The following is a 15,841-nucleotide window of genomic DNA, read 5'->3' on the forward strand; positions in this document are numbered from 1 at the left end:
CGATGAGCAAGATCACGTTCCGTGCCGACGACGACCTCGTCGCGCAACTCGAGGCTCTCGAGGCCTCCAAGAGCGAAGCCATGCGGGAGGCACTACGTGCGTACCTCGAGGACGAGGTGACTCGGGGAAGCGACGCACGCTCCGATGCGGAACGGGAGCACGCGGGTGCGATCGACGACCTCGTGCGCGATCGCGTCGACGATCGACTCGATACGCGATTACGGGAGTTAGGACTCGATCGCGCGAGCACGCGGGCGCGCGGATCGATATCGCCACAGGACCTCACTATCTCGATCTCGCTCGACGGGCCGACATACACGTCCGACGAACGGGGTGCGGTCGATGTCGACCGGACGCGTGAGACCGCGGGTGACGACCAGCAACCAGCGCAATCACACGAGTCGACAGCGTCCCAGCCACGTGACGGCGGTGTACAGTGCAACCAGTGTGGCGACCGCCTCGAGGGTGATCACGTCTACTGCCCCAATTGCGGCGAAAAGGCGTCGCGGCGATTGTTCTGTGAGTGTGGCGACGAGATCCGATCGGACTGGTCGTTCTGTCCCTGCTGCGGCCGTCGGACGCCCGCAGCAGACGTTCTCGAGTCAGAGAGTACGCAATACTGATCGATGTAAGACGCTGAAAGTCACGATCGGCGAAAACTTTATTGTCCAAGACAAACATCGACTTATTCGCGTAAGACGGACTGTCTTACACTCGTCGACAAGACGGAAAATCGCCCGAAGACGGGTGGTTTGAACGTAAGACACGCCGCGTCTGACAGGGGCGCGCCACCGTCTTACCCAACGGGGAATACAACCATGGAGCGTGTGACACTGCGAATCCCAAAGCAGCAGATCGAGGAAGTAGAGCAATTGGTCGACTCGGGCGAGTTCCCGAACCGGAGCGAGGCGATCCGGTCGGCCGTCCGTGAGATGATCAACGAACAGGCGGACGGCCCCACCGAGCAGTCCGGCAAACGTAACTGGGCGAGGGTGTAACAATGCAAGATATTGTCCAAGACGCCCTAGAGAACGCAGAAGAAGAGGCCCGAGAGATGGACGCCTCGATGGACGATGACGAGTTCGGGGACCCCCGAATCGTGATCGTCGGTTGTGGCGGTGCTGGCAACAACACCATCAACCGGCTGTACAACATCGGCGTCGATGGCGCCGACACCGTCGCGATCAACACGAACAAACAGCACCTCAAGATGATCGAGGCCGACACGAAGATCCTCGTCGGCAAGTCGCTCACGAACGGACTCGGCGCTGGCGGCGACCCGTCGATGGGCGAGCGTGCGACCGAGATGGCCCAAGGCACGATCAAGGAGGTCCTCGGCGACGCGGACCTCGTGTTCGTGACCGCCGGGATGGGTGGTGGTACCGGCACGGGTGCCGCCCCCGTCGTCTCGAAGATCGCCAAAGAGCAGGGTGCGATCGTCGTCGGCATGGTCTCGACGCCGTTTAACGTCGAGCGTGCCCGGACGGTCAAAGCCGAAGAGGGCTTGGAGAAACTGCGCGAGCAGGCAGACTCGATCATCGTCCTCGACAACAACCGGCTGCTCGATTACGTCCCGAATCTCCCGATCGGCAAGGCGTTCTCGGTGATGGACCAGATCATCGCCGAAACCGTCAAAGGCATCTCGGAGACGATCACCCAGCCCTCGCTGATCAATCTGGACTACGCCGACATGTCCACGATCATGAACCAGGGTGGCGTCGCCGTCATGCTGGTCGGCGAGACTCAGGACAAGAACAAGACCGACGAGGTCGTCAAAGACGCGATGAACCACCCGCTGCTGGACGTCGACTACCGCGGCGCGTCGGGAGGACTCGTCCACATCACCGGCGGCCCCGACCTCACGCTAAAAGAGGCCGAGGGCATCGCCGACAACATCACCGAGCGTCTCGAGGCTAGCGCGAACGTCATCTGGGGAGCCCGCATTCAGGACAACTACAAGGGCAAGGTCCGCGTCATGGCGATCATGACCGGCGTCCAGAGTGCGCAGGTACTCGGCCCGACGACCCAGAAGCAGGCCGACAAGTCCCGTCAGAGCATCGAAGGCGTCAGCGATACCGACTTCGACGCGAGTAACCATATCGAGGACGGCGGCTCCCGACGCGGTGCTCACAGCGACGGCGGCCGCAGCGAGGTCGAGCGACAGAACGGCGTCGACGTGATCCGGTAACCCGCACGCGGCACCTGACACACCACCGCCGCACGCGGCACCTGACACACCATCGGATCTCCGACGACCCACCGTTCACCGGTCGGATCCGCTTTTTGCGCGACCTGATACCGAGACTCCCCGTATCAGCAGCGGCTGTATCGATCCACCGACAGTCGGGCCGATGATGAACTCATCTTCGATACCTGCCGAGAGCCATGTTTACGGACGTATACAGGCGTGACTCGGTCATACCGTCTGTAGAATACTCGAGGACGAAGGCAGTGTGTCCGACAGCGCGTCACCCCCAGTGTTGGCGTTCCGATGAGTTAAACGAGCGACTCGAGTAACGAACACTTCCGACAAACCTCGCGAGTGGTCGTCGAGCCACACTCGACACACTCCTGGAGGTCGGCCCCGTCGTCGCCGCTGAACTCGTCGGACAGGATGTTGGCCAGTTCCTCGTACCCCGAGAGAATCGAGTGACGCGTGCCGGGGTGGTTCTCCTCGAGTCCGTAGAGGAGTTGCTGGATCTCGCCGCGGTAGGCCTCGCTCGAGTGGGGACACTCCGTGATGTGGGCGGGGAGGTCATTGACGTGGGCGTAGAGCGCGACTTCCTTTTCCGGAACGTCGCGTAGCGGTTTCGCACGCGGGACGAACTCGTCTTGCTCGTCGCGTTCGGAGAGCGGGCCAAGGCTGGCGTCGAAGTGTTTCGCCATCTGCTCGACATCGCCCTCGAGGAAGTTCATCAGCGCCGACTGGGCCTCGTCGTCCAGATTGTGGCCCGTCAACAGAAGGTCGGCCTCGAGTTCGTCGGCGTATCTCGAGAGCAAGTCTCGGCGAAAGACCCCACAGTAGGCACAGGCGGCCATGTTTTCGGGGTCGTCCTCGACGACGTCGTCCATTCGGACGCCGAACTCCTCCTCGTAGCTGACGACTTCGTGGCGGATGTCGAGGTCGTCAGTGAGGTCCACGCAGGCCTCGAGGCTTTTGTCGCGGTAGCCCTCGATCCCCTCGTGGATCGTCAGGCCGACGAGTTCGATGCGGGGATCCTCAGCAAAGGTGTCGTGGAGGATCTGCGTGAGGACGACGCTGTCTTTGCCCCCGGAGAGGCCGATCACCCAGGTCTGTGGGTTCTCGGGTGTCACGTCGTGTGGGACGAGATCGTCCCGGCGCACGCGGCGGCGAACCCGCTTTTCGACCGACTCGCGGAAGTGATCCGCACAGAGGTGTGCCCCGGAGTAGGCGGCGTGCATGATCGCCTCCTCGTCGCACCGGTTGCAGTCCATCGCGAAAGCGTTGCCGTCGGACGCGTATGTCCGTTTCGTCTCTCCGAGCCCAGCAACTGCCGGTAGGTCGAGCCGAGCGCCGGTCGTCAGGCGGGAACCGTCGGTCGCTCCTCGACGGCGTCGGACCCGTTCTCGAGGGCGTCGAGGACCAGATCGATGTACCGACCGCGGGCGGCAGTGGAGAACAGTTCGTGGCCGCCGTCGTAGAGGACGACGTGAGCGGCGGGGACGCGCTCGCCGATCGGCCGGAGGCTGATGACGGGATCGCGAAGCGAGCAGAAGACGACGGCGTCGTGGTCGATCGTCAGCAAGTCCTGCTGTGCGCGGCGGGTTTCCCGGACGAACGCCGGCGAGACCCACGAGGGCAGCGTCGCGAGCTGGTGGTCGGTCGCCCGCTCGCCCAGTGCCTCGCGGTCCATCCCGCCGACGGGCAGACACGGGAACGTGGTCGGCACCAGCGAGACCGCCTCGAGCACCGGTTCCGGGAACGTATCGCCGTAGCCCCACCACGGGCTCAGGTAGACGTGGTTGTCCGCGCCATCGAGGGCCTGCGCGATGAGCGCACCCGCGCTGTGGCCGAGCAACTGGTAGCCCTCGAGATCGCGGACGTACTCGGCGACCGGCTCGAGCCAGTCGGCTTTGAAATCGTCGATGTCCGTGGGGAGTTCGAACGCGTGAACCCGATAGCCGGCCTCGGTCAGCTGCCCGAGGAGCCAGCTGACGTTCTCGTGGGTCCAGCGGTTGCCCCAGCCCATGACGAAGACGAGGTCCTCGTCGCCGTCGTCGTTGAAGATCCGGTGTCGCATACGGGCCCGTACATCGGGCGGTGGTAAAAATCTGCATGCGTGACACGATGGCAGCCAGCGGGGCGACGCCCGGGGCCGATGTGCCATCGATCATGACGGCACGACGCTCTCGTCGCCACTGACAGCCCACTCCCGGGCACGACGCCGAGAGACGGGAAACCGTTTTGCGACTCGAGCGCCCACCACCGCACGATGAGTGGATTCGCCCGGGACGCGGCGGCCGACCGCCTCGAGCGACTGGTCGACACTGTCGAAGACGAGCGGCTACCGGTCCCCGTTCGCGAGGTGTGGGCTGTCGGCGACGTGGCGCTGGGGCTCGACCCCGTCGATCGATTGGATGTCTACCTCACGAAGGACATCCTCATGCGTGACGACAGCGCGCCGGCGACTGCGAACGCAAGCGATGACGACGCGGACCCGGACAGCCAGTTTCACGAGTCTCACGGCATCGAGGGCGTCGGCAAGACCGTCCGAGCCGACTGGGCTCGCGAGTACCCCCACTATCTGCGAGCCAACGCCAACGGCCACGCTGCACCCGAGAAGTGTCTCGCCGCGCACCTCCTCGAGGACGACGAACCCATCCACCTCGAGGTCTGTAACGCGCCGTTCGAGGACAACGTCACCCAGCGGCTCCGTGGCGCACAACTGCGTGAGGACTACACGCAGTTGCTCGATCCCCGTGGGGTCTGTCTCTGGGCCGACGGCACCAGAAGCGACGACGCGTTCCGAAAACTCCGCGACAGCGAGTTGGCGCTGCCGACGCTGTCGCGCGCACTCGAGATGCTCGGACTGGACGCAGACGAGGCCACGGACGCTGCCCGGGAACTGCACGCCTGGCGTGACCGACAAGACGGCGTGACCGTCCGTGGGGACGTCGTCTGACGCGGTCGTTATCCGTCGGCCTGCTGTATGTCTTCGACCGTCGATTGGACGGTCTCGAGTTGCGCCAGAAGTGTCGCAGAATCAATGAAAACCTGCTCTTCTCGTGGCTCGTAATCAGCGGCGTCGGTGCTGTCGAGTTTCGGCAGATGAACGTGGCGAAGCTCCATCGCGACGCTCTGCCGATCGGATACCTCGTCAGAGAGAGTCGAATCGCGCTCGATAACGAAGTCGATGAGATCCTCATGTGTCACGATATCCGCTTCCGTTTGCAACATATACCGACAGAGGAATCGACGACGCGGGTCGCTCAAAACGTCGAACCACGCGTCGATCGAAGTAGATCCTTGATTCCCCTCCGCGTTCCGGTCAGACATTGTTCGATAATGGACTAGTCTGTCGGATAGTGATGTGGCGTAAGTATTCACGCCATTTATATAGTCCATAATGATTATTGATTAGGTGTGGACCAAAACGCGCAAAGGGGAGCGGGTCCGTAACGGTACCAACTATTAGTATGCTACTCACAACGTTCCGGATCGACTATCCCATTCTACGAGAGGCATTATCACATGCACCCAACATCGAGATTACGTGGGAACGGTCAGACCTCATCGGGAATGGGACACATCGAATGCTCGTCTGGGTGGACGGTCCCGCGTTCGGTGCGTTCGAGACCGGCATCGAAGCGGACCCAACCCTCAAGCCGCCGGTTCGGGTTATCGAATTCGACGACCAACGGCTCTACCATCTCGAGTTGACCGCCGAGGGACGTCAAGCCAGCGTCTACCCGACAGTCGTCGAGATGGGGGCACTCCTCCAGAAGGCGATCGCGACTGCCGACGGGTGGGACATCCGCGCTGCGCTTCCGGACGAGGAGTCACTCGAGCAGTATCACGATTTCTTTCGCGGCCACGGCTTCGATATCGAACTCAAGCAACTGTACGAAGACTGGAGGCCAAAACACAGCGCGCAGTCTCGATTCGGACTGACGGACCGACAGCACGAAGTGCTCGTCGCCGCCGTCGACGAGGGGTATCTCGACATTCCGCGCTCGTGTTCGCTTGCCGAGCTCGGGACGCAGTTTGGCATTTCGTCGAACGCGGCGTCAGAACGGTTTCGTCGCGGCACCAAAACCCTCATCGAAAACACCGTGTACCCGAACGACACCCGGACGTAAGTGAGCGCACTCGCAGTCAGGCGATATCAGTGCGAGTAAACCACAACTGCGCAGCGACGAAGAAGACGGCAGTCATCGCGACGAGGATACCCGCATCGGCGAGTTCGTACGTCCCCTCGAGCAAGATTTCGTTCGGATCGTAGTAGCGCATCGGTGCGATCGCGCCGACCGCCTCGGCGTCGGTCCCCGACAGCAACGACTCCGAGAGAAACAGCGCGAACGTCACGCCGAGGGCGACGCGCTGGGCGATGCCCGCCCGGTCGAAGACGACCGACGCGAGCAGCCCGATGCCCGCACAGGCAAACAGGTAGGGGATCGAGAGCAGGTGAACCGCGAGTACGTCGGCGGCGGCGAGCGGTTCGTCGATCAGTCGTGCGCCGACGTAGACGACGACCGGCGGGATGACGTTCGCACCGACGATCGGGACGGCCATCGCAACGAAGCGTTCACCGAGCAGCCGCCGGCGGGAGATCGGCAGCGACAACAGCACGTCCATCCGGCCGCGGTCGACATCGTCGGCGATCGTCCCCGCGGTGCTGTAAGCCAGATACAGGCCAAGCAGGATGATCCAGCCGAACGTGTAGAGTTCGAACGAGAGAAAGCCGCCGAGACTCGCCATCGTCTGCACCCCCATCACCTGCACGATCGGCTCGGGATACGCCGCGATGAGCTGATCCAGATCGACCTCGGTCTTGAACGACGGATACACCCAGATGACCATCGCGGCGAGAGCGGACAATCCGATCGAGAGATAGAGGCTCCCGCGGATCCGACGGCGGCCGTCGTATCGCGTCAGTTCAAACACCGCCATCACCCCCTGTGTTCCCGGCAACCACGCGATCGGCCCCGTCGAACGTGCTGTCCCCGTCGACTGCCTCGTCATCATAAAACCGCATGAAGACCTCCTCGAGCGGCGCTTCCTCGACCGACAGATCGAGCAGTCGGTACTCCCGCAGTCGTTCGAGCAGGTCGTTGACGTCACCGGTGAACGTAAAGACGTACTCCGTTCCGTCGCTCGCGCCTGCGCTGGCGTCGGCCGTGAGCCCGTGGACGCCGTCGAGCTCGAGCGCCCGTCGGGGGATCGACTCCGCGGCGTGTACGCGAACGACCTTCCCGCTTCGATCGAGCAGCGATTCGACCGGCTCGACTGTGACGAGCCGACCGTCGCGGATGATCCCGACGCGGTCGCACAGCTTTCGGACCTCGCTCAAGATGTGCGAGGAGAAAAACACCGTCAGGCCGTCGTCGCGTTCGGCCCGGACGAACTCGTTGAATCGCTGTTGTAACAGCGGGTCGAGGCCGCTGGTCGGTTCATCGAGGATCACCAAGTCGGGATCGTGCATGAACGTCGCGACGAGCCCGAGCTTCTGGACGTTCCCACGCGAATACTCCCGGATCTCGCGGTCGAGTGGTGGATCGAACAGGTCGAGTAACTCCTCGCTTCGCTCGTCGCCCTTGATCGAGGCGTGTAACTCGAGGACTTCCCGGCCGGTCGCCGTCTCGTCGAACGCCGGATTGTCGGGGAGGTAGCCGAGCCGCTGTTTGGCCTCGAGCAGTTGTCCCTCGTCGGTGATCTCCTGGCCCAGCACTCGGGCCGTCCCCGCAGTCGGTGAGAGTAACCCGAGCAGCGTCCGGATCGTCGTCGTCTTCCCCGCACCGTTCGGGCCGAGGTAGCCGAAGATCTCGCCGCGCTCGACGTCGAAGGTAACGTCGTCGTTTGCGAGGACGTTGCCGTAATCTTTTGTCAGCCCCTCGAGTTCGATCGCGGCCATACGCTCGATTCACGGGGAAGACATATCGGTGTGACGAGTACTTCCACGTCGCGAGATATTAGTCAGAAAAACGTCGGGGTCAGTGTCCGCTCACAGCATAACGCCCATCATCTGTTCGACAACGTACTGGTCGTCAATTTTGTAGTGGGCCTGTCGGATGGCCACAGCGTCTCGCCAGCAAGCGCTACGACTCCGGAGTCCGACCGACGGTCACGTGGAACGGAACGATCTCCTCGCGGCGGTACTCGCGGGCTTGCATCTGCTCGATGACATCCCGCCCCATCTCACGCCACGACCCCCGGAGATCGTCGTATTCGCGTTCGGTCAGCGCACCCGAGAGCATCGTCTCCCGGTCGTCGGCCAGCCCGTCGCCGGTCGCCTTCCGACGAGCAGCCCGTAACGCGGCGTCGCTATACGGCGGTTCGACCGTCCGAACGTGGTCGTACCGTCGGGTCGCGAGTACCTCGAGACCTGCGTCCTCGAACGCCTCGCTGGCGTCGGCCCCGAGCGCCACGTCCGTACTGACACCGTCGAGGTAGGCCCGCCGGGCACGGCGCTCGAGGGGGCCTTCAGCATCGACGCTCGAGTCGATCTCGACCGCGGCGTTGTCGGGCTCGACGGCCGCGACGAGGTCCCTCGAGACGCGGGCGAACTCGGCCAGCGCGGCCGCGGGCTCGGGCAGGTTGATCAGCAAGGCCTGACAGACGACGAGATCGAACGTTTCGTCGGGAAACGGCAGCTGATAGGCATCACCAGCGACGGCAGGGACGTACTCGGCGGCGGCCGCGAGCAGGTCCGGATCGGCATCACAGCCGATCACCTCACCGGGCGACTCCGCCGCGAGGACGCGACTCAACTCGCCGGTGCCACAGCCCACGTCGAGGATCCGCTCGCGGGAGTCGAGGCCAAGCGGCTCGAGGGCGTCACGGGAGTCAGCCCACATCCCCTCGCGGGTCCGACTGAGATAGTCTTCGGAGAACTCGCGCACGGCCCACGGTAGCGGCGTCTCGAGTAAAAACGAGTCGATCTAGACCCCTATTCGTCGTCGCGCAGTTCTTTGACCGTCTGAATGTTCCACGCGAAGCCACGCCCGTCTTCCGTCGGCGTCTCGAGTGCGAAGGGCAGGTCCCGCAGATCCGGGTGGTTGACGATCGCCTGCATACCGTCCTCGCCGATGTACCCCTCGCCGATGTGGGCGTGTTCGTCCTTGTGAGTCCCCACGTCGTGTTTCGAGTCGTTGAGGTGGAGGTACTCGAGATACTCGAGGCCAACCACGTCGTCGAACCGACCGACGGTCTCGTCGACCGCCTCGGGCGTCGTGAGGTCGTTGCCCGCGACGAGCGTGTGTGCCGTGTCGATACAGATCCCGATGTCCGTTTCCGTGCGGTCGATGATCCCCGCGAGGTGGTCGAACTCGCCGCCGAGTTTCGTGCCGCTGCCGGCGTCGGATTCGATCAGGATCTGTACGCCCTCGGGCACCTCGAGGTCGTCGATGACGCTCGCGGCGTTATCCAGTCCACCCTCGACGCCAGCGCCGGTGTGGGCCCCAAGGTGGACGTTCACGTACGGAACACCCAGCTTTGCGGCCGCATCGAGTTCGGCCTGCATGCTCTCCATCGACTTGCGTCGGAGGTCCTCCTTTGGCGTACAGAGGTTGACCAGATACGAGGAGTGGATCACCCACGGCCCCTCGAGTTTGGCGTCGCTTTCCTCACGAAAGCCTTCGGCGGCCTCGTCAGAAATCTCGGGCTGGGCCCAGACCTGCGGCGACGTCGTAAAGATCTGGCCGCAGTTCCCGCCGAAGTTGACTTGCCGGCAGACGGCGTTGCGGATGTCGTCGTACGGCGGCGTCTCCTCGTCGGAGGAGACACGTGATCCGGAGATCGAAACGTGTGCGCCAACCTTCATCGTCATGGATTCCCGTCAGTACCGGGCCGTGATAGGTACTTCGGAGCGTCTCGAGTAGGTCTCGCTGTCGCTCGATTACTGCTCGTCCGCCGCGAGAACCTCCCGGTCGCGAATCCACCCATCGCTGCCGAACTTCCGAGCAGCCAGCTCGCGGGCGGCGTCGAGTTCGTCGTCGTGCCACGTCGATTCCGTGGCGTCCGACCAGTCACCCAGCGCCCCTGCGATTGCGTCGACAGCCACATCGCGGTCGATTCCCGCCTCGTCGCGAATGCTCGTCACTCGATCGGTGAACGTCGATTCCGCGATGTCGGTATCGAAGACGCCAACATGGTTGCGCGGCTCGAGGGCATAACTGATCGACCCATGCTGGATGACGACGTCACGCTGGCGGTACTGGGCGTTCCCGCTGATCTTCTGTGCGTCCGCGCCCGCATCCGCCGACGCGACGATGTCGTGTGCCGGATTGATATCGCGTAGATAGCACGAGGGCTGGTAGATCGCGTCCTGTTCGGCCGACGCGAAGGCGGCGTCGACGCCCATCCGGTCGAACGCCTCGAGGATCGGCTCGCAGAACAGTTCGTAACAGTCCATCAGGTCGCCCGGCACCTCGTCGGCTGGCGCGACGATCGTGTACGAGATGTCGGCATAGCGGTCGTGGTAGATCCCACCGCCGCCAGTCTGGCGACGTGTGACGTCGATTCCCTCGCGGTCACAGAAGTCCCAGTCGACGGTCTCGACGTCCTGGCGATACCCAAGCGAGAGCGTGCTCGGTTCCCACGAGTAGACGCGGACGGTCCGCAGGTCGTCTTCGAGTGCCGTTCGCGCGGCGACTTCCTCGAGGGCCATCTGCGTCGCGCCTGCGCGGGGTTCGTCCCTGATCAGTCGCCAGTCCCGATCGGCAAGCGTTGTCATGTACGACTCAACACGGACGAGACGCAAAGCGATTCCGGCAGTGACTCGATTCTGTATATCGATATGTGGTTCACGAGGGGTAGAACGAGCGTCTCGAGTCGACACACGGCAGTCGCGACGGTGCATGTCGCCGGTACTCGATCGGGCCCACGACTCGTCGCCACAACGACGATGGACGGTACGATCGGCGACCGAATCGGGTTGTCCGACAGCGACGGCGACCCGACCGCCGTCCGTCACGCCGTTTTTACGTACTCACTGGCTATCGATGGCTATGGTGCGAAACGTCGCCGGATTGCTTCCGGAACTCGAGGACGAAGACTTCTATCTCCTCTCGGGGGTCGAACAGGGGATGCGCTTTTCGGAATGGGTCCAGCGCGAGAAGCTCCCGAAGTTTGCCAATCTGACCGAAGAGGAGGTCGACTATCGCCTCGAGCGCTGTCTCAAACGCGGGTTGATCGAGAAAAAGACCATCCAGTACGAGGGCTACACGCTGCAGTTCGAGGGCTACGACGTCCTCGCGTTGCGGGCACTCGTCGAACAGGACACCATCTCGGAGTTCGGCTCGCCCCTTGGCGTCGGCAAGGAAAGCGACGTCTACGAGGTCAAATCGTACAAACCGCTCGCGCTGAAATATCACCGCGAGGGCTATACGAACTTCCGGGAAGTCCACAAGGAACGCGATTACACGTCCGACAACGAGCACGTTTCCTGGATGTACACCGCCCGAAAAGCCGCCGAACGCGAGCACGACATTCTCGAGGAACTCTACCCTGACGTCGCGGTTCCCCAGCCGATCGGGCAGAACCGCCACGCCATCGTCATGGAGAAGATGGACGGCGTCGAGCTCTCACGAACCCGACTCGAGGACGACCAGGTACTGGGCGTGCTCGATCTCTTGATCTCTGAAATCGACCGCTCGTACGCGCACGGATACGTCCACGCGGACATGAGCGAGTACAACGTCTTCGTCAACGAGGCGGGCGTGAAGATCTTCGACTGGCCCCAAGCCGTCCCGACGGATCACGAAAACGCCGACGAGTTCCTCCGGCGGGACCTGACCAACATCGTGGGCTACTTCCGCCGCAAGTACCCCCAGCACGTGCCCGACGACCTCCCCACTGACGAGGTGGCCGATGCGATCACCGCCGACTCGTTCGAGTCGGTTACCGACTTCATCTGATCGCAGCAGGTTTCATCGACGCTCGTTCGAGCAGCGTGAGGTCGAATGGGTATTCCCTGCGTCGCACCCACGCTCGAAGCTGCCCTCGATCGCGATCCAGCAATGCGGCCGTCACAGGATCGAATCGCGGATGAAACCCCACCAGTCTCGCTGCGACCGTACCGTTTCTCGGTAGACTCGACGCTACCAGCCTCGAGACTGTCCATAGGTGGAGCGCGGCAGTCGCCACACTATACAGGATATATCGATATATAAAATCGAGGTTAGGTGACCGCCACAACTTCGGGATCTCAAATTCTACAAACCACCATACAGCTGACACCCGTTACGATCGCCCTCAGAGAAGCTGTTTGAAAAAGAAACTATTCTTCGTCTTCCGAGGCAACAGCGCTCATAGCGTCCATTCCTTGCTGAATCGGATGCTCTTCGTAGAGCTCTTCGCTTCGCAGAAACCCATCTGAGAGGATGTTATCTTCCATACCGCTCTCGTAGACAACCCTCCAGCCGTGACCTGCTTCGTAGGTCACGGCTGTCACCCAGTCGTAGCCAATGAACATCGCGGTGTCCATAACCATCCCGTGTTCCGGATCAAATTTCGTCGTCTGAGGCATTATTGACTGGATGCTCTCGTGTCGTTCGAGTGAGTCACGCTCAGTATCCTTGAGTGGGCGGTCTGGAAGCGATTCAACAAGGGATCCATCTTGAGCCATACTCCAAGTAGCTCTTGGTGCGTAAATAACCGTTCGGCGTGGGTCCAAATGAGGTGCCCTAATGGGGAGTCTCTCCTTCGGTTTCAGTATCTGGACTGACTGTTAATGGCATCTAACATCACTCCTGCAGTTGATGACGATGCCCCCGCTTTGGCGGGGGCGATCGTCATCCACGCCAAGAAAGTCTGTGAAACAGCTGATCATCTCTGGCGTGTACTTGGAGACGTCTCGATTCCCGTGGATGGACTAACAGACACTCGACAACAGCACAAAGTCTCGTTCGGAACCGAGTCAATGGCACGAGTCTACATCTACCAGACGATCTACGACCTCGCCCAAAGCGAGGTCGCAGATCGGCTTGAGAACCGTCCAGCACTGCTGAAACAGCTAGGTTTGAACAGGGTGCCGACTCAGCAGAATCTCTCATACGCTTGGAACCAATTCAGCGAGCAAACCAAGACCACGCTTGAGGCCGCTGCGAAGGGAATAGCTCGTGAAGCCCGTGATCACGACGTTATTTCGGAGGCACTCATTCCAATTAACCTAGATGAAAAGGAAACGAACGACGATAAATCCGATTCGACAGTGTCTCGCGCACACGTGCGCGAGCACGGGAGTAAGGTCGTCGAACTCGCTCGCCGACACGGCTTCGCCGAGTTCGACTCCGATAGAGCCGACAACAGGGTATATGAGGACGAACAGATCCTTGATCTGTTCTCCAACGCGTGCCTCACGCAGGGGAGCGCTCATTCAGAGGGAGAAGCTGGGTGGTTCCTTGAAGAGAACGAGATCTGTGACGACTCGACGTTTCTCCGAGTAATCAAGCAGTTTGCGACGCCATCCGACGAGGAAGTAACTCGCTCCGTTCAGGAGTTGCAGATCGAGGATATCGTCGCGTTCACTGAGCTGTATCGAGAGGCTGTGATGGCCTCGTTCAACGCGGCGACCGAAAATATTCTCAAGACGATTCGTCACGAGGATCCCTTCGACGACCGCCACGTTGTGGCGGCCGTCGACTTCACACACGTCCCCTACCACGTCTGGCCGTGGATCGACAAGGACGAGAAAATCCCGAAAGCAGAGTATCCGCCGATGGTCAGCGGGTACAAAGAAGACGGTGAAATCAAGCACGGGTATACGTTCGCGACGATCACGATCGTCGGGAACGATGTCCCAATCATCCTGGGTATCGAGCCAGTCAAGGAACGCTCTGCATGGGAACCAGAAGATGCGCCAGCCGATTCGAAGGCGGATGTGGTTGACGTACTGCTGGACACAGCCCAGCAGTACGTCGATCTCGACGAAGTGCTCCTAGACCGGGGATTCTACAGTAACGAGGTGTACGCAACGATTCACGACCGCGGGCTTGTGTACATGACGCCAGTGCCGAAGTATGAAGACGATTATGAGGCAATCGGGAAAATCAAGAGCAAAGAAGGAGTTGACGCCGCTGTCAAGAACGATGTTCCGTTCGCCATTGATGGCGAACTCCACCACACCGCAGAGTTCCTGTACGCACCAGCGACTGATGAGGAAGCTGAAGGAAGCTATGCCGTGTTCGTGACCAACCGTGATCACGTCGCTCCCGAGGAGATCATACACGTCACCAACAGCTACAGCCGACGCTGGGATATCGAAAATCAGTACAAGTCGGTGAAAGCATTTCTTCCCAAGACGTCCTCGAAGGACTACCGTGTTCGGTTGTTCAGCTTCACGTTCGCAGCATTGTTGTACAATCTCTGGAAGCTTACCGATTACTTGGTGAAGCTCGGAACAGATCGCGAGATCAGATCGCCGCCGGTCGTGACCGCCAGGACATTCGTCCGGGCGGTCAGTCAATCACTCCGACAAGGTGGCTAAGCGGAAAGCACTCGGTGTGGCTCGCCTGCGGCAAGCCGCAGGACTCGCGTTCTATCTCCTAAATCGCGTGTTGGACGCTGCTCAGCACATCTTGCTTAGCGAACCAAGAATTGCGACATAGGATTCGAGAGAGTTCCACTCGGATTTTATTTGATTCCTCCGAAGCTCGTTTGTAGACACTCTACATCCCAGAAGCGTGGACCGCTGAGGAACAGGCTCAGGCGGGCATCCCGGCGGAGCCCGGTCGGGGGTCGGCGTCGACGGGTGGCTCGAGGCTCCGAAGCTGGTCGTACGCGCGAGCGGTGGTTGCGAGCGTGTAGACCGTGACGACCGCAGCGACGAGTTGCGTGAGCACGAGCCCGGCGGCACCGCCGAGGAAAATCGCCGGAATCCCGGCGGCTCCGTTGACGGCGATGCCGACGAACAGGACGGCGACACCGAGCCCGAACAGCCGAAGGCGACGGCCACCGGTCAGCGTCCAGCTGCTGCGAAAGCCCTGTATGAAGCTCTGGTCATCGACCGCGACGAAGACGCTCCAGTAGTAGAGGCTGACGAGCACGAACAGCCCCGGCACGAGCAGGAAGACGCTACCGACGGCGACGAGCAACACATAGACGATCGTGCCGACGAAAACGTTGAGCGTGGCGATTCCGATCCGGTGGCGGCGGAACTCGCGGGGAATCGTCTCGGTTTCTGCCGACGCGAACGTCCGGAGCGCAACGATGGCAGCTGCGACCGTCACAACCCCGATCACCAGCGAGAGTAGGCCGGTGACGAGCCCGACCGCCCCGGATGCAGGCGCTGTCCCGGCCGCGGGGTCGAACCCAGCGGACGTCACGAGTGCGTTCAGGAGTGCGAGGGCGGCGAACACGGCGATGAAGGTGAGTCCGTTTCGCTCGGTGGTACGGGAAAATCCGTCTGACATCGCGTCGGTAATGCGAAAGGTCATGTGACAAGATACGCGCTCGAAGTAGATATACTCGTACTGTCATACGAGTTCGTAAATGGGCTCGTTGGGGATCGAAGGCTCGCTCGAGTACAGAGTTCGAATTACCAATACAGGTGTTTCAGTCATAGCTCGGCGGCTCCGCCACTCGTTCCACGACGGACGGTCGAGGTCACGCATTTGTCCGGTATTCGATCCGCTCGAGCGCCGATCGGTCACACTGCTGGAA

General features: G+C 61.6%; 17 protein-coding genes. 7 read left to right on the forward strand and 10 right to left on the reverse strand.

The genetic code is table 11. The features are described from left to right. Window positions 1-2 precede the first annotated feature (2 nt). The 3 genes from E2L06_RS12945 (at window position 3) to ftsZ (ending at window position 2,188) form a co-directional block, all read left to right on the forward strand. On the forward strand, window positions 3-623 hold the full coding sequence (locus E2L06_RS12945; RefSeq protein ID WP_138782034.1) for a ribbon-helix-helix protein, CopG family: 621 nt from the start codon (window positions 3-5) through the stop codon (window positions 621-623). Between the two features lie 195 nt (window positions 624-818). Then, window positions 819-998, forward strand: a complete 180-nt coding sequence (locus tag E2L06_RS12950; protein ID WP_138782035.1) for a ribbon-helix-helix domain-containing protein — start codon at window positions 819-821, stop codon at window positions 996-998. Window positions 999-1,000: 2 nt separating this feature from the next. After that, window positions 1,001-2,188, forward strand: coding sequence for a cell division protein FtsZ (gene ftsZ / locus E2L06_RS12955; protein ID WP_138782036.1), 1,188 nt, complete (start codon window positions 1,001-1,003; stop codon window positions 2,186-2,188). Window positions 2,189-2,496: 308 nt separating this feature from the next. Here ftsZ and E2L06_RS12960 read toward each other — a convergent pair whose 3' ends face one another. Then, window positions 2,497-3,456 carry a TIGR00269 family protein gene (locus E2L06_RS12960; protein WP_138782037.1) on the reverse strand — a complete coding sequence of 320 codons (960 nt, stop codon included), beginning with the start codon at window positions 3,454-3,456 and terminating at the stop codon, window positions 2,497-2,499. Between the two features lie 86 nt (window positions 3,457-3,542). Continuing rightward, window positions 3,543-4,262: an alpha/beta fold hydrolase gene (locus E2L06_RS12965; protein WP_138782038.1), complete on the reverse strand. Its 720-nt coding sequence runs from the start codon at window positions 4,260-4,262 to the stop codon at window positions 3,543-3,545. A gap of 192 nt (window positions 4,263-4,454) precedes the next feature. On the opposite strand from E2L06_RS12965, the gene E2L06_RS12970 reads away from it, so the two are divergent. Then, a complete protein-coding gene (locus E2L06_RS12970; protein ID WP_138782039.1) occupies window positions 4,455-5,144 on the forward strand; it encodes a hypothetical protein in 690 nt (229 codons plus the stop codon). Window positions 5,145-5,152: 8 nt separating this feature from the next. Here the strand turns inward: E2L06_RS12970 and E2L06_RS12975 are convergent, their stop codons facing one another. Further along, complete coding sequence (locus tag E2L06_RS12975) at window positions 5,153-5,518, reverse strand: hypothetical protein (RefSeq protein WP_138782040.1); 366 nt, start codon at window positions 5,516-5,518, stop codon at window positions 5,153-5,155. A 140-nt stretch (window positions 5,519-5,658) separates the two neighbouring features. On the opposite strand from E2L06_RS12975, the gene E2L06_RS12980 reads away from it, so the two are divergent. After that, a complete protein-coding gene (locus E2L06_RS12980) occupies window positions 5,659-6,321 on the forward strand; it encodes a helix-turn-helix domain-containing protein (protein WP_138782041.1) in 663 nt (220 codons plus the stop codon). Between the two features lie 16 nt (window positions 6,322-6,337). Here the strand turns inward: E2L06_RS12980 and E2L06_RS12985 are convergent, their stop codons facing one another. From E2L06_RS12985 to E2L06_RS13005, 5 genes are all read right to left on the reverse strand, one after another. Next, window positions 6,338-7,126, reverse strand: a complete 789-nt coding sequence (locus E2L06_RS12985) for an ABC transporter permease (protein WP_138782555.1) — start codon at window positions 7,124-7,126, stop codon at window positions 6,338-6,340. Continuing rightward, on the reverse strand, window positions 7,119-8,093 hold the full coding sequence (locus tag E2L06_RS12990; protein WP_138782042.1) for an ABC transporter ATP-binding protein: 975 nt from the start codon (window positions 8,091-8,093) through the stop codon (window positions 7,119-7,121). Before E2L06_RS12990 ends, E2L06_RS12985 begins: the two co-directional genes overlap by 8 nt. 184 nt (window positions 8,094-8,277) lie before the next feature. Next, a complete protein-coding gene (locus E2L06_RS12995) occupies window positions 8,278-9,081 on the reverse strand; it encodes a class I SAM-dependent methyltransferase (RefSeq protein WP_138782043.1) in 804 nt (267 codons plus the stop codon). A gap of 47 nt (window positions 9,082-9,128) precedes the next feature. Next, window positions 9,129-10,001 (reverse strand): deoxyribonuclease IV, encoded by an 873-nt coding sequence (locus E2L06_RS13000; protein ID WP_138782556.1) that lies wholly within the window; start codon window positions 9,999-10,001, stop codon window positions 9,129-9,131. A gap of 75 nt (window positions 10,002-10,076) precedes the next feature. Then, the gene (locus E2L06_RS13005; protein WP_138782044.1) at window positions 10,077-10,913 is read right to left on the reverse strand and encodes a biotin/lipoate A/B protein ligase family protein; all 837 of its coding nucleotides are present in this window, start codon (window positions 10,911-10,913) and stop codon (window positions 10,077-10,079) included. Between the two features lie 274 nt (window positions 10,914-11,187). Here E2L06_RS13005 and E2L06_RS13010 point away from each other — a divergent pair, with 274 nt between their 5' ends. Continuing rightward, window positions 11,188-12,096 (forward strand): serine/threonine-protein kinase RIO2, encoded by a 909-nt coding sequence (locus E2L06_RS13010; protein WP_138782045.1) that lies wholly within the window; start codon window positions 11,188-11,190, stop codon window positions 12,094-12,096. A 362-nt stretch (window positions 12,097-12,458) separates the two neighbouring features. Here E2L06_RS13010 and E2L06_RS13015 read toward each other — a convergent pair whose 3' ends face one another. Further along, entirely contained in the window at window positions 12,459-12,806 is a 348-nt protein-coding gene (locus tag E2L06_RS13015) for a hypothetical protein (RefSeq protein WP_226778710.1), read from the reverse strand. A 105-nt stretch (window positions 12,807-12,911) separates the two neighbouring features. Here E2L06_RS13015 and E2L06_RS13020 point away from each other — a divergent pair, with 105 nt between their 5' ends. After that, window positions 12,912-14,666, forward strand: a complete 1,755-nt coding sequence (locus E2L06_RS13020; RefSeq protein ID WP_138782046.1) for a transposase — start codon at window positions 12,912-12,914, stop codon at window positions 14,664-14,666. A gap of 217 nt (window positions 14,667-14,883) precedes the next feature. Here the strand turns inward: E2L06_RS13020 and E2L06_RS13025 are convergent, their stop codons facing one another. Further along, complete coding sequence (locus tag E2L06_RS13025; protein WP_138782047.1) at window positions 14,884-15,615, reverse strand: hypothetical protein; 732 nt, start codon at window positions 15,613-15,615, stop codon at window positions 14,884-14,886. Between the last annotated feature and the right edge of the window lie 226 nt (window positions 15,616-15,841).

This window comes from Haloterrigena sp. H1 (assembly GCF_005938085.1).
GTDB lineage: Archaea > Halobacteriota > Halobacteria > Halobacteriales > Natrialbaceae > Natrinema.